Source organism: Paraburkholderia sp. BR13439 (assembly GCF_040948805.1).
In the GTDB taxonomy this organism is placed as follows: domain Bacteria; phylum Pseudomonadota; class Gammaproteobacteria; order Burkholderiales; family Burkholderiaceae; genus Paraburkholderia; species Paraburkholderia youngii.
The window spans coordinates 22,772-36,547 of sequence record NZ_JBFPKN010000006.1; the positions used below are offsets into that span (position 1 = coordinate 22,772).

The 13,776-nt window shown below is 59.8% G+C and carries 12 protein-coding genes; all 12 read left to right on the forward strand.

Features of this window, described 5'->3' with window-relative positions; all coding sequences use genetic code 11:
* Positions 1-29 precede the first annotated feature (29 nt).
* Positions 30-1,445, forward strand: coding sequence for a mannose-1-phosphate guanylyltransferase/mannose-6-phosphate isomerase (locus tag AB3X96_RS13705; protein WP_368590176.1), 1,416 nt, complete (start codon positions 30-32; stop codon positions 1,443-1,445).
* A gap of 1 nt (position 1,446) precedes the next feature.
* Positions 1,447-2,268, forward strand: a complete 822-nt coding sequence (locus AB3X96_RS13710; RefSeq protein WP_152850837.1) for an ABC transporter permease — start codon at positions 1,447-1,449, stop codon at positions 2,266-2,268.
* 1 nt (position 2,269) lies between these two features.
* Positions 2,270-3,037: an ABC transporter ATP-binding protein gene (locus AB3X96_RS13715; RefSeq protein WP_321576738.1), complete on the forward strand. Its 768-nt coding sequence runs from the start codon at positions 2,270-2,272 to the stop codon at positions 3,035-3,037.
* 101 nt (positions 3,038-3,138) lie between these two features.
* Positions 3,139-4,533 carry a phenylacetate--CoA ligase family protein gene (locus AB3X96_RS13720; RefSeq protein ID WP_368590177.1) on the forward strand — a complete coding sequence of 465 codons (1,395 nt, stop codon included), beginning with the start codon at positions 3,139-3,141 and terminating at the stop codon, positions 4,531-4,533.
* On the forward strand, positions 4,530-6,104 hold the full coding sequence (locus AB3X96_RS13725; RefSeq protein WP_368590178.1) for a polysaccharide deacetylase: 1,575 nt from the start codon (positions 4,530-4,532) through the stop codon (positions 6,102-6,104). Before AB3X96_RS13720 ends, AB3X96_RS13725 begins: the two co-directional genes overlap by 4 nt.
* Positions 6,101-7,222 (forward strand): non-hydrolyzing UDP-N-acetylglucosamine 2-epimerase, encoded by a 1,122-nt coding sequence (gene wecB, locus AB3X96_RS13730; RefSeq protein ID WP_368590179.1) that lies wholly within the window; start codon positions 6,101-6,103, stop codon positions 7,220-7,222. Before AB3X96_RS13725 ends, wecB begins: the two co-directional genes overlap by 4 nt.
* Complete coding sequence (locus AB3X96_RS13735; protein ID WP_368590180.1) at positions 7,215-8,471, forward strand: glycosyltransferase; 1,257 nt, start codon at positions 7,215-7,217, stop codon at positions 8,469-8,471. The genes wecB and AB3X96_RS13735 overlap by 8 nt, the downstream gene beginning before the upstream one ends.
* Entirely contained in the window at positions 8,468-9,439 is a 972-nt protein-coding gene (locus tag AB3X96_RS13740; RefSeq protein WP_368590181.1) for a glycosyltransferase, read from the forward strand. Before AB3X96_RS13735 ends, AB3X96_RS13740 begins: the two co-directional genes overlap by 4 nt.
* Before the next feature lie 47 nt (positions 9,440-9,486).
* Positions 9,487-10,641, forward strand: coding sequence for a 2-deoxy-scyllo-inosose synthase (locus AB3X96_RS13745; RefSeq protein ID WP_368590182.1), 1,155 nt, complete (start codon positions 9,487-9,489; stop codon positions 10,639-10,641).
* A 139-nt stretch (positions 10,642-10,780) separates the two neighbouring features.
* Entirely contained in the window at positions 10,781-11,989 is a 1,209-nt protein-coding gene (locus tag AB3X96_RS13750; protein ID WP_368590183.1) for a glycosyltransferase family 4 protein, read from the forward strand.
* Entirely contained in the window at positions 11,986-12,738 is a 753-nt protein-coding gene (locus AB3X96_RS13755) for an SDR family NAD(P)-dependent oxidoreductase (RefSeq protein WP_368590184.1), read from the forward strand. The genes AB3X96_RS13750 and AB3X96_RS13755 overlap by 4 nt, the downstream gene beginning before the upstream one ends.
* Positions 12,739-12,790: 52 nt before the next feature.
* Positions 12,791-13,765 carry a glycosyltransferase gene (locus AB3X96_RS13760; protein ID WP_368590185.1) on the forward strand — a complete coding sequence of 325 codons (975 nt, stop codon included), beginning with the start codon at positions 12,791-12,793 and terminating at the stop codon, positions 13,763-13,765.
* The last annotated feature ends 11 nt before the right edge of the window (positions 13,766-13,776 follow it).

Below are 13,776 nucleotides of genomic sequence, written 5' to 3' on the forward strand. Positions count from 1 at the left end.
CCGCTTCCAAAGTTGACAGAGAGGAATTTGTGAGTTTGACACCTATCATCCTATGCGGAGGTGCGGGATCCCGACTGTGGCCGGTCTCCCGTGAGCTGCACCCCAAGCCTTTCATTCGTCTTTCGGATGGACAAAGTCTGCTGCAGAAGGCTTTCTTGAGGGCTGTCGCTCTGCCGCATGTGAATGAGGTTCTGACGGTCGCGAACCGCGAACTCTTTTTCAAAGCCGAGGACGAGTTCCGCGAGGTGAACGCCGACAATGTGGCCGCGTCGTTCATCTGCGAGCCTTTCGGCCGCAACACCGCCGCTGCGATTGCGGCAGCCGCTCTCCATATCGCCGCGAAGAAAGGCCCGGACGCGGTCATGCTCGTACTGGCCGCCGACCACCTGATTTCCGACCAGGCCGCTTTTGCAGCTGCCGTCGAGCGCGCAACGGCGCTCGCCCAGGAAGGGAAAATTGTAACGTTTGGTATCCAGCCTGACCGGCCTGAGACAGGTTACGGATACATCGAGGCGGACGGCAACGCGGTCGTGCGTTTTATTGAAAAGCCGCCGCTTGAAACGGCGCGCGAATATGTGGCCTGCGAGCGTTTCTTGTGGAACTCGGGAATGTTCTGTTTCACCGCGGCCGCCATGCTGAGCGAGATGCGCCGACATTGTCCGCAAATCGTCGATGCGGTTGAGGCTTGCATGAAGGTCTCCCGCCTTTCCGAGGGCAATGGCTGGACGCAGGTTCAACTCGAACCCAAAACCTTCAGCGCCGTACCGGATGATTCCATCGATTACGCAGTCATGGAGCGTTGCGACAAGGCGGCGGTCGTACCGTGTACTATCGGCTGGAGCGACATCGGTTCATGGACCGCGCTCAGCGATCTGTGCAAGCCCGATGGCAACGGCAATCGGGTAGAAGGCGATGCGATGCTGCACGACGTCGAGAACTGTTATTTGATGAGCCGCGAAAGGGTCATCGGTGCGGTGGGTGTACAAAACCTGATCGTGATCGATACGCCGGATGCGCTACTCGTGGCGGACCGGGACCGTGCGCAGGACGTTCGTCACATCTATTCGAAACTCAAGGCCCGCGGCCATGAGGCGCACAAGTTGCATCGCACGGTACATCGGCCATGGGGCACTTATACGATCCTCGAAGACGCGTCGCGGTTCAAGATCAAGCGCATCGAGGTCAAGCCGGGCGCCAGTCTCAGCCTGCAGATGCATCATCATCGTAGCGAGCACTGGATCGTCGTAAGCGGCATGGCGAAGGTGACCAACGGCGACAACACGCTATTCGTTTCGACCAACGAGTCGACCTATATTCCTGCCGGCCACAAGCATCGGCTCGAGAACCCTGGCGTGATCGGTCTCGTGATGATCGAGGTGCAGAGTGGCGAATACCTCGGCGAGGACGACATTGTCCGCTTCGAGGACGTGTACGGAAGGGCCTGAGATGGACATAGCAGCAATCGATCGCGGCAAGTCCGACCTTGCAGCTCATAGCGGAAGCGATGACCTGGCGGTCGGTATCAGGTCCGTGCGCGTGTGGGGAACGCTCGGCTGGCACGACATTCGTCAGCGCTACCGCCGCTCGGTCATCGGCCCGTTCTGGTTCACGCTCAGCACGGCCATCATGGTTCTGGTGTTGGGCGCGTTGTACTCGACGCTGCTGCACCAGAACGTCGAGGACTATCTGCCTTATCTGGCCGTGGGGCTGGTCATCTGGGGCTATCTGTCCTCAGTCGCGAACGAGGGCTGCAATGCGTTCATTGGCGCATCCTATCTGATCAAGCAGATACGCATACCGCTGACCATTCATGTGTGCAGAATCGTGTGGCGCAATTTCGTGATTCTGCTGCACAGCCTGCCCGTCGTCGTGGTTCTGCTGATTGTCTTCGGTCGTTGGCCAACCTTCGAGTTCCTGCTGGTGCCTATCGGGTTGTTCATGCTGCTGCTGCATGGCATCTGGGTTGGTGTCACATTGGGTGTGCTGTGTGCGCGTTTCCGCGATATTCCGCCGATCGTGACCAATCTCATTCAGGTGGTTTTCTTTTTTACCCCTGTCATGTGGTCGCCGGAAATCCTGAAAGACCGTGCGTGGGTTGCCGAATACAATCCGCTGTATCACCTGATCGAAACGGTGCGTGCGCCGATCACCGGGCGGCCGATCCACTGGGAGTCGTGGGTCTGGTCGATCGGCTTGCTGATCGTCGGCTTTGCTTTTTCGCAGTTCCTGATGCGTCGCGCTCGCAATCGCGTTCCCTATTGGCTTTGATATCGTGAGTTCATCTATTGTTGCCGAGGGAATTTATGTCGAGTTCCCGATTTACGAGAACTCTCATCGTTCTCTCAAAAAGGCTGTGCTGAATCTGACGACGGGCGGTCGCATCGGGCAGGATGCCGGCCATCACGCGATCGTACGGGCTCTCGACGACCTCAATTTCACCTTCCAGGACGGTGAGCGCGTCGGACTCGTCGGGCACAACGGCTCGGGCAAGACCACGTTGTTGCGAACGCTCTCCGGCGTCTATGAGCCGGTGCGTGGCAAGCTGACGGTGCGTGGCAAGATTGCTTCGCTGCTCGATGTGTCGATGGGACTCGATCCAGATGCCACCGGCTTCGAAAACATCTATCTGCGAGGCGTGATCGACGGTTTGAAGCCGGCCAGGATCCGAGCCAAAATCGATGAAATTGCCGAATTCAGCGATCTCGGCGAATACCTGAATCTGCCGGTTCGAACGTATTCCAGCGGGATGATGCTGCGGCTCGCGTTTGCTATTTCGACCAGCATCGAAGCAGACATTCTGATCATGGACGAATGGCTGAGCGTCGGTGACGCCGATTTCAGCGTCAAGGCTGCCCAACGTCTCGAGACGCTTGTCGGTAATGCATCCATCGTGGTCGTCGCAACGCACGATCCGGGTTTGATCGAGCGGGTCTGCACCCGCAAGATCAGCCTCGAGCATGGGAAAGTGACAGCGGACGAACCGGTGGTTCGTCCGGTGGAAGCGGAAGCGCTGAGCCTTCCGGCTTCGTCCGTTTGACCTGTGTCAAGCGAAAGGCCGCAGCCCGTCCGGGCCGCGTGGCTCGAAGCTTATTCTATTTCGGCTCCTGCTAAACCGGGGCAAAGCTAAGGCATGCATCCATGCGCGCAGATCACCCTCTGGTTCGCTATGGCGAATCGTTGTTTTTGCATCAACCGTTCCGCCTGTTGAAGGGCGTTGCAGGCGCATACGTCGCCTATCCGATTGCCGAAAGCCGGGAAAAGCGCAGCGTGCGGCCGAAGATCGCCGAACTCCGTCGGCACTACCAACTGCCATTTGAAGCGCGGCGCCGCATCGCGCTTGAGCGCCTCACATCAATCCTGCAATTCGCTGGCGAGCACGTTCCTTACTATCGCGATCTGTTTCGCGAAAAGCAGTTCGATCCCATCAAGGCAGGGAAGGACCCGGGCTATCTGGAAGAACTCCCGTATCTGACCAAGGACGTCATTCGCGAGCAGGGCGCACGCCTGTTCTCGCGCCCGCTTGAAGGTACGCGCCATCACGCCTGCAAGACCGGCGGTTCGACGGGATTGTCCTGCACAATTTTTTACGACCAGGAAGCCGCCGACTATTCGTCGGCCGTCACGTTCTACGCGCGACGCCGCGCAGGCAAGCGCGGTTACCGGTCCGAATTGCATTTCGCCTGCCGGTTTCCCGACGAGGTCGTGCCGCAATGGCCATCGCGCGAGGATTTCAAATGCTTCGCGATGAACCGCAGCAACATCTTCTTCGATCGGATCGATGACGAAGGACTCGAGGAGATGTGGCGCACGCTCAAGCGACGCATGCCTTATCTCGCGCATGGCCACCCGTCGACGATCTACGCGCTCGCATGCTATATCGAGCGCAAATACCAGACCGGCAAAGCCTTCGAAATATTCGAATCCAGTGGGGAGCTGCTCGAGGCGCATCAGCGCGAAGTGATCGAAAGAGCGCTGCGCTGCCGCGTGATCAATCGCTACGGTCTGGCGGAGTTGGGCGTGATGGCCTACGAGCTCGATGGACACCAGAACGGTTTCCAGATCCTCGAATCCGAGGGCTGGCCGGAAAACCGTCCGGTCCCCAGCGATGCGGGCGACGGCGCGGACGGCAGGAATGAACTCGTTTTCACCGGTTTCCGAAACCGCCTGATGCCGCTGATCCGCTATGCCACGGGCGACCTCGCGACCGTCGAAGAACGCAGCGCCGGTCTGTTCCTGACCGATGTCGTCGGGCGGATTCACGATGTGGTGCCGATCAACGGTGTCGCACATCCTACGCACCACATTCAGGACATGCTCGACCATCGCGTCGGCGGCATTCAGGAGTTTCAGATCGACCTGCGCACCTCTCCGCCGACACTGCGTATCGTGCTAGAACCGTGGGCGAACGAGGAGGACACGACCCGCAAGCTGAAGGGCTACTGGAAGGACGCCTTCGCGATTTCGTATGTCGGTCACGGCGAACTTCTTCGCGTCGGACGCCGGGCCAAATTCCGCCATGTGGTGACTGCATGATCGGCATACTGCACTCCTGCGCCTCGAAGGAAGCCGGCGAGTATGTGCTGGCCGCGCTGCGCCGCTCGGTCAGCTCGACCGGTGCGCGCGCCATTGCGCCGGGCATGTTGCGCGATCTCGAAGCGACGATCGTCACGGCCGTCGATGTTCCCGATGCATGGGGCGATGCGCTGGTGCAATGGTTGGGCAAACCGCGCAACAAGCTCATCGTATTCGGGCGGCTGCCTCTTTCGCTGGCAAGCGAGCTGGGCTGCCAGGAACGCCCCTGGCCGGACGGCTTCGAGCAGGCAGCGCGCAGTCCTTCGGCCCCCAATCGCGAGACCGCGCAAAGCCGCGCCGTCGTGCGTTATACGGAACTCGCGTCGCGACTTGGCGGGCGCGCCTGGCTGCGGCCGTTCGAGCGCTTCGACTTTACCGACGAGTGGAACAACCTCGGCTTCGGGGCCATTCGCGCGGACGGCTCGATATGGGCGACCAGCGCACCGATCGACGCGCCGCAAGATTGCCGTCTCGCTTCGGTGCATATCGACGGCGAGCGCGGTTTCACCTATGCCGCGCTGTGGGAACGCGATGCCGGCAGCGTGTTGTGGTTCAACCGGCCAGTTGGACCCATCGATTCTTTCGAATGGCGCCTGGTCGAAAACTTCGTGTCGTCGCATCGGAGCGATCGAACCGCATGCCAGCCTGTGCTCACAGAGATTCCGTGGGGCCACGACGCGGCAATCACTTCACGACTCGATTGCGACGAGGACGTCGAATCGGCACGGCCGCTGTGGAATGCGTACCGCCGTCTCGGCGTTCCGTTCTCGCTGGCCGTGCATACGAGCAATCTCGGCAACGAGGCTCATCACAGAATCCTGCGCGAACTGGCTGCCGATCCGCGCGCCGCAATCCTGTCGCATACAGCGACGCACGCGCCGAACTGGGGCGGCTCTTTCGAGGCCGCCCTGGTCGAAGGCAGCGAATCCATGCGGCTCATTGAAGAGGTGATTCGCAAGCCGGTGCGGTATGCCGTATCGCCCTTTCACCAAAGCCCGCCCTATGCGCTCGCGGCCCTCTCGGATGCGGGCTACGACGGCTGTATCGGCGGCATCATCCGCAACGACCCGGAATTCCTGATAGCCCGTGGCGGTGGCCTTGCCGGCCTTCCCGCGGGGTTCATCGGCCATAGCCAGCAAACGATGCTGCATGGCGACTGCATGCTGGCTTCGGGTGACCCGCTCGCGGTATTCAAACAGGCTTTCGATCTGGCCTTCGACAGTCGCACACTATTCGGCTATCTCGATCATCCATTCTCCGAGCGGTATCAATATGGCTGGCCGGACGAGGATGCGCGAATCGAGGCGCACCAGCAGTTCATCGCTCATATGCAGGCGCGGGCGCACAAGCCGCTCTTCATGCACGAAGACGACGCAATGGATTTCCTGCGAGCGAAATCGCTGGCCAATGTGATTGCCGATGACGGAGCGTGGCGCGTGCAGCTTTCGGCGGCGGCGCCGACGCCGTATGGCATGACGCTCGAATGGCAGGGCCAATCGGTGCAAGCCTTGAACGGGACACGCCTGACATGAAAATCATGGTCGTCATGGGGACGCGCCCCGAAGTCATCAAGCTGGCGCCCGTCGTCGCGGCACTGCGCAAGCAGGTCGATACGATCGTGTGCGCGACAGGCCAGCATCGCGAAATGCTCGCGCAGGCACTGGATTTCTTCGGCATCGTGCCCGATGTCAGTGTGGAAACGATGAGCCCTGGCAATTCGCTGAACATCCTCTCGGCGCGCCTGCTCACGGAAATGGACGAGGTATTCTCCCGCGTGCGGCCTGACTGGGTCGTCGTGCAAGGCGATACGACCACGGCGTTTTGCGCGGGCCTCGCGGCGTTTCACCGGGGCATTCGGGTCGCCCACGTGGAAGCCGGCTTGCGTACCGGTGACCTGCAGAACCCGTTCCCCGAAGAAGCCAATCGGAGTCTGCTTGGCCGCATCGTCAGCCGTCATTTCGCACCTACGCAACTCGCGCGGCAAAATCTGCTGCGCGAAGGCATCGACGACTCGAAGGTCATGGTGACCGGAAATACCGTCGTCGATGCGATCATGATGGCGCGCGATTCGTGGCAGCGCGCATCGCAGAGTCTGGTGCTGCCTGCGGGCGGCGAGGCAGGCCGCGAGACGATCCTGGTGACGTGTCACCGGCGAGAGAATTTCGGCGACACGCTGCTGGGGATTTGCCATGTGCTACGCACGTTGTGCAGCCGATACGGGCAATACCAATGGGTTTTCCCCGTCCATCTGAATCCCGCCGTGCGTGAGCCGGTCATGCAAGAACTCGGCAACATTCGCAATCTCGCACTGATCGAGCCCGTCGATTACCCGTCCAGCTTGTACCTGATCAGCCGCAGTGCGCTGGTGATCAGCGATTCGGGCGGCATCCAGGAAGAGGCACCGACCTTCGGCGTACCCGTCGTCGTGATGCGCAGTCATACCGAGCGAAGGGAAGGCGTCGATGCCGGCTTCTCGACGCTTGCCGGTCAGCGTCCGGAAAGCATCGAAGCCGCGGTGATCGACTGGCTCGACGATCCGGAGCGGCGCTGGGCGCTGCGCAACCGGCCGAATCCGTATGGAGATGGTCGCGCCTCCGAACGTATGGTGGCGAGCCTGTTGGATCATGCAGTCGAGGCCTTCAATGGGTGAGGGCGTGCACGCCAGGCGGCGAACGTCCGATTGCATTCTGTTTTCGACCGCCGATTGGGACGAACCGTACTGGACGAACAAGCAGCACACCGCGCATATCCTCGCGCAGAATGGCTGGCGCGTGCTGTATGTGGAAAGTCCGGGGCTGCGCTCGCCGAAGGTGTCGAGCGGGAAGGATTGGGCAAGAATCTGGCGGCGGCTGTGGAGCGGCTTGCGTTCGAATTTCCTTGCGCCACCGCAGCGCGAGAAAAACGTCTGGGTCCTATCGCCACTGATGATTCCGGCCAGGCATCACATGCCGATGGTCCGGATGTTCAATCAGGCCTTGCTGAAATGGAGCATTGCCCGGTTCACGCGGAAGCATCGGTTTGGCGATCCGCTCGTCTGGACGTATCACCCTTTCATGCTGGGCGCGATCGAAGACTTGCCGCATGGCGCCTTCGTCTATCACTGTGTGGACGATCTGGCGGCCATCCCGGGCGTCGACGTCGAGGCTTTCGATGTCGCGCAGCAGCAATTGTTGGCGCAGAGCAAGGCCGTTTTCACAACGGCAGTCGCGCTTCGCGATCACTGTCTGCGCTACAACGCCAACACTCATTACTTCGCGAATGTGGTGGATGCGCGCCATTTCGGGCGAGCATTCGAAGGAAGCGAACTGCCGCCCGATGTCGCATCGATCCCCGCCCCCCGGCTGATTTATCACGGTGTGCTGTCGGACTTTAAGGTCGACTTTCCGCTGATCCACGAAGCGGCGAAACGGCGACCGGACTGGCAGTGGATTTTTATCGGTGAAGAGCGGGAAGGTCAGCGAAGCGAAATGGTTGCGCGGCTCAGGGCGCTGCCGAACGTTCATTTGCTGGGGTACCGGAGCTATCAGCAACTGCCCTCGTATTTGCGAGGCATGAACGTCGGCCTGCTGCCGACACTGCTGAACAATTACACCCGGTCGATGTTTCCGATGAAGTTCTTCGAGTACCTCGCGGCCGGGCTGCCGGTCGTCGCGACGCCGCTCGACTTTACGAAGGAACGCCTCGCGGGGCTGGAGGTGGGCGGCTCGCCCGAAGCGTTCATCGCCGCTATCGAGCGGCAGCTGCAACGCGGCAGGCTCGATCCCGTGGAGGCGCGCCAATACGTGGGCGATAATACCTGGGATGCCCGAACCGCTAAAATGCTGGATCTGGTATGGGCCGAGCCGGTCGAGTCGAGCACCGACCCGTTGGCTGGCGACATTAAATGGAGCGTTGAATGACCGATTCGCGTGTACTTATTACCACTTATCCGGCTGCGTTCTTGCATCGCGGCGGCGGTGAGCTCGAACTCGTCGACCTGATGGTGAACCTGCGGCAGCTTGGTGTGCGAGCGGACCTGTATGGCCCGACGGCCCAACCGCTGAACAAATACGACGTCGTGCTGCACTATTCCGTTATCCCAACCGGCATGGAATTCGTTCGCGAAGTCAAGGCGGAGGGCAAGAAGCTCGTGCTGATGCCGAGCCTGTGGTGGTCGAAGGAGCCGTCGCAAGGGGAGAAGAATTCCGCCGCGGCGTTCTTCGCTCTGGCCGACGTGATCGTTTTCAAGTCGAAATCCGAGTTTGAGAATGTCAACGCGCACGTTCCCGTCGACCAGTCGAAAGTCGCGTTTTGTCGTTGGGGCGCTGATTCCTGCTTCGAAGAGCTGATCAGCGGCGATCTCTTCAAACAGGCTTATAAGGTCGACGATTATCTGCTGTCGGTCGGTATCATCGAAGAGCGTAAGAACCAGCTTGCGGCTATCCATGCTCTGCGCGACTCCAGAATTCCGCTCGTATTCGTAGGCGACTACCGCGACCGCGAATATTACGAAGCTTGTGTGAAAGCCGCGCCGGCGCACTTCAAGTTCCTCCCGTACCTGGCGCCGAAGTCAGAAATTCTTCGCTCGGCTGTGCGCGGCTGCAAGGCGTTCATCGAAGTGTCGCTCGAGCCGGCCGGCTTCTCCGCGTTCGAGGCGGCGCTGGCACGCGTACCGATGGTGCTGTCGAGCGGGCCGTGGACGCAAGAGCATTTCGGCAACGAACTGGTTCATCAGGTCGATCCGATGTCGACCGAATCGATCCAGAAGGGCGTCGAAGCGGCGCTTAATACGCCGGTGTCGCCCCAGTTGCAGCGCAATGTACACAACCAGTACTTGATGCCGCAATGTCTGGAGCCGTTGGTCCGGGTCTTGCGCGTGCGGTCTTAACCGCGTCTTCAATTCATTCGGCACGGGCTGCCGTGCATCAGATTCATATGAGCGACCAGACAGACGTACGCCACTTCAATTTCCACGCTGACAAGAGACTGGTTAGCGAGGTCATTGTTCAGAAGGATTCCCTGCGTCATCTCGACGAAATGGGCGTGTTCAACCACATCCGGAAAGAGTCCAAGCACCTGCTGGTGACGGACAAGAATGTGGAAAAGCTGTACCTGCGCCGCGTGCTCGAAGGAATCGAGCGCTCTGGTCGGTCGGTGCGTACGTTGGTCGTGCCGGCAAGCGAAGCCTCAAAGAGCTTCAAGATCTACTCGCAACTGGTCGAGAAGGCGCTCGACTACGGATTCGACAAGCATTCCGTGATCTTCAGTCTGGGCGGCGGCGTGGTGAACAATCTCGCGGGCTTTCTCGCCTCGACGCTGTATCGCGGTATCGGCCTCGTGCATTTTCCGACGAGCCTGCTGTCGCAGGTGGACGCGGCGATCGACTTCAAGCAGGCGATCAACTTCGATCACGGCAAGAACCTGATTGGCAGTTATTACCCGGCGTCGAAGATCGTGGTCGATCCGCTCGTGCTGCGAACACTCGACGTTCGTCTGATTCGCGACGGCCTTGCCGAAACGATCAAGCATGCGATCTGTCAGGACACCAAATTCCTGTCGTACCTGATGTCCAACAGCGAGCATCTGGTGGATCCGGACTTCCTGACCGAAGTTGTAAAGAAGTCGATTGAACTGAAGCTCGAGGTGATGAGCGGCGATCTCGATTCGGATTACGATGAAACGCTGAAGCAATACGGGCACGCGATCGGCCATGCCGTCGAACACCTGTCCGAGGGCGACGTGTACCACGGAGAGGCGATATCGATCGGCATGTGCGTGTCGGCGGAAGTGGCGTTACTGCTCGGCTTGTCCGACGAGGAAACGGTGGAGCTCCATTACGACGTGTTCCGCCGTATAGGCTTGCCCACCACGGTACCGGAAGCTTTCTCGCTGTCGGATCTGTGGGAAAAAATCCGCTATGACAAGCACTTTTTGAGCGGCAAGGCTTATATGGGTCTCGTCCGGACAGCCGGCGTCATGGCGCCGACCAACAATGGCAACTTCGGTCACTACATTGAACAATCCGTGATCTTCGAAGCCATCGAAAAGAATCGCCAGCAGGGCCAGCGCGACGCACGGCGCGTCAGCTAACTGCGGTCGACGGGTTGTGCGCGAGTCCGGCATCGAGTCACACGCGATGCCGGACTTTGCGTAGATGGGGGCGACAACCCAGATAGACGATGGATTCCTTTGGGGACAACGTCAAGCACACTATTGATACGAACGGTTCATGCGCCATCGACTATATTTTGACGTGACCGAACTTGCCGGCTTCGACAAGGGCACGGGCATCCAGCGGGTCACGCGGGCATTGCTTCAAGCGTTGAGGCAGCGACCTCCGAAAGACTGGAAAGTAGTGGCCGTACGTGGCGACGGCTCGAGCGGGCGGTTTGTGACGGCGACTTCTCTGGCTGAGCACCAATTGACAGGGCAACCGGAATCGCCCGACGAAATTGCGATCGAGCCCGCTGCGGGCGACATCTTTCTGAGCGTCGACCTCGCGTACAACATCACGCCGTCGTTGCGCGAGGAACTGGTTCGTTTTCGCTCGCACGGAGTCGGCATTTACTTCGTCGTCTACGACCTGATACCTCTGATGTACCCAGAATGGTTCGAAGGGACGAATGCCTGGTTCGAAGGCAATGACTACCTGCAGCTTTTCAACTACTGGTTCGATTGCGTCAGCGAGGAAGGCGATGGACTGATCTGTATCTCGGAGTCGGTGCAAACCGACGTGCAGGCATGGATCAGGCAACATCCGTTGAGGCGCCGCGAGCCGCCTCAGCTAGGTTATTTCCATCTCGGTTCAGACATCGCGGAAAGCATTCCCTCGACTGGATTGCCAGCAGAAGCTGGCGAAGTACTGGCGCGCCTCAAGTCCGCTACGACTTTCCTGATGGTGGGCACGCTCGAACCGCGCAAAGGGCATGAACTGGCGCTCGATGTGATCGAGGCACTGTGGGCCGAAGGCAAAGACGTCAATCTGGTCTTCGTCGGGCGGGCGGGCTGGAAGATCGAGCGGCTGATCGAGCGGCTCAAGACCCATCCGCGCCTGGGCAGGCAGTTGTTCTGGCTCGACGGCATTAGCGACGAGTATCTGAGAGAAGTGTACATGGCGTCGTCGGCGCTGCTTGCGCTGTCGTGCGCCGAAGGCTTCGGCTTGCCGCTCGTCGAGGCCGCGCACTACCGGCTTCCGTTGATCGCCCGCAGCATTCCGGTGTTCCGCGAAATTTGCGCAGATGCGGCGACCTATTTCACCGGTTCGTCGCACACTGAGTTGCACGCGCTGCTTCAGCAGTGGATCAGCCAGCGCGCGAACGGCGAGATACTCTTTCCGGACAACATGGAAGTGCTGTCGTGGTCCGAGTCGGCGATGCAGTTGATGCGCGCAGTCGGAAAGATGCGTGGCGACGAATTTTTCTGGAGTATCGGAACATGACGAAACGCATTCTCGTGACAGGTGCGAGTCGCGGCATCGGGCTGTCGATCGCGCAAACGCTGGCAGGCAAGGGGTATGCTCTGGACCTGTTGACGAGCAGCGAAGCATCGGCAGACGCACTTCGCGGCGAGCCGTTCGTGACCGATATGCAGGCGCGCGTTCATGCGCTGGATCTTGCCGACGCCCAGGCGGTCAGTCGATTCGCAAGCAGCTGGCGGGATGAACTGTGGGCGATTGTCAATAACGCCGGGATTTGCAAGACCTTCGGCCTGCTGGACAGTGGCGACGATCCGTTGGACGAAGTATTGGGCACTAACCTCATCGGCCCATATCTGCTGACGAAGGGCCTGATCGCTCGGCTGGCGCGTCCGGGACGTATCGTCAACATTGCATCGCAACTGGGGCAGGAAGGCCGGGCCGGCTATTCGGCCTATTGCGCGTCGAAGTTCGGCCTGATCGGCATGACGAAATGCTGGGCGAAAGAGCTGGGCGCCGAAGGCATTACCGTGAATGCTGTGTGTCCGGGGTGGGTGGGCACGGAGATGTCATTCAAGGATATCGAACGGATGGCTTCCGAACGAGGTATCAGCGCGCAGCAGTTTTATGAAGAAACCTGCGCGCCGCTCGAGTTGAAGCGGTTCAATACGCCAGCCGAAGTGGCCAACCTGGTGGCGTTTCTTGTTTCGGATGAGGCATCGGGTGTGACCGGGCGTGACTGGTTGATGCATACGATGTGGAACCAGTCGTGATTCTGCAAATAACAATTGTTGCGTCTCGTGACGCGTTGACTCGGGACAATGAATGAAAGCGCTTTTCTACAACTACCCTTGGGCGATGGACGTCCCCGGCGGCGGTGAGCGGCAGATGGCGGCGTATGCGCATCACCTGCCGCGGTTCGGCGTGCAGGCCGATCTGTACGACATGTGGAACCCCTCGTTGGATGACTATCAGATCTTCCACGCGTTCTCGGTCATGCCCGGCGTTGTCGAAATGTGCGATTTCGCGAAAAAGCGCGGGCTCAAGCTCGTCGTGAATCCGAACCTGTGGATCACGCGCGAGACGAAAGACGACTATCCCTATGCGGCGATATGGAATATCCTGGAATTGGCTGATCGGGTGATCGTCAATTCGCACATGGAAGGCGACGCGTTGAGCGATGTTTTCGGCATCGCGCGCGAAAAATTTCATTGCGTGTACAACGCCGCCGAGGCGGATTTTCTCGTGCCCGCCGACACCAACGTGTTTCGCGAAGCTCACGATATCGATGGCCCGTTTGTACTGAATGTTGCGAATCTCGAGCCGCGCAAAAACCAGCTCGAGTTCGTTCGGGTGTTGCGCGAAGAGCGGCCTGACCTGCAGTTCGTCATCGCCGGGGCCGCGCGCGACAAGCAATACGCACGTGCCTGTATCGAGGCGGGTGGCGATCAGTTGAAAATCGTTGGAACGCTTCCGTACGCGTCGGAGATGTTGCGCTCGGCGATGGCCGGTTGCGAGTTCTTCGCCATGCCGAGCCTGCTCGAGACGCCGAGCATCGCTGCGATTGAGGCCGCTGCACTGGGCGCCAAAGTGCTGCTGACGCAAGTCGGCTCCACGACAGAATATTTCGGTGACTCCGTCACCTGGGTCGATCCGAAGTCAAGAGACTCGTTGCGTGCGGGGATTGCTGCGGCCATCGCATCGTCGCCGGATCGCTCGATATGGGCTGCGCGCCATCGTTTGCTTTGGCCGCTCGTCATGCCTGAAATCGTGCGTTGCTACCGGTCACTGCTCGGATAATCCATCCTGCT

Coding starts and splice junctions, on each gene's coding strand:
- AB3X96_RS13710 (WP_152850837.1), top strand. CDS start 1,447: ATGGACATAGCAGCAATCGATCGCGGCAAGTCCGACCTTGCAGCTCAT.
- AB3X96_RS13720 (WP_368590177.1), top strand. CDS start 3,139: ATGCGCGCAGATCACCCTCTGGTTCGCTATGGCGAATCGTTGTTTTTG.
- AB3X96_RS13725 (WP_368590178.1), top strand. CDS start 4,530: ATGATCGGCATACTGCACTCCTGCGCCTCGAAGGAAGCCGGCGAGTAT.
- wecB (WP_368590179.1), top strand. CDS start 6,101: ATGAAAATCATGGTCGTCATGGGGACGCGCCCCGAAGTCATCAAGCTG.
- AB3X96_RS13735 (WP_368590180.1), top strand. CDS start 7,215: ATGGGTGAGGGCGTGCACGCCAGGCGGCGAACGTCCGATTGCATTCTG.
- AB3X96_RS13740 (WP_368590181.1), top strand. CDS start 8,468: ATGACCGATTCGCGTGTACTTATTACCACTTATCCGGCTGCGTTCTTG.
- AB3X96_RS13745 (WP_368590182.1), top strand. CDS start 9,487: ATGAGCGACCAGACAGACGTACGCCACTTCAATTTCCACGCTGACAAG.
- AB3X96_RS13750 (WP_368590183.1), top strand. CDS start 10,781: ATGCGCCATCGACTATATTTTGACGTGACCGAACTTGCCGGCTTCGAC.
- AB3X96_RS13755 (WP_368590184.1), top strand. CDS start 11,986: ATGACGAAACGCATTCTCGTGACAGGTGCGAGTCGCGGCATCGGGCTG.
- AB3X96_RS13760 (WP_368590185.1), top strand. CDS start 12,791: ATGAAAGCGCTTTTCTACAACTACCCTTGGGCGATGGACGTCCCCGGC.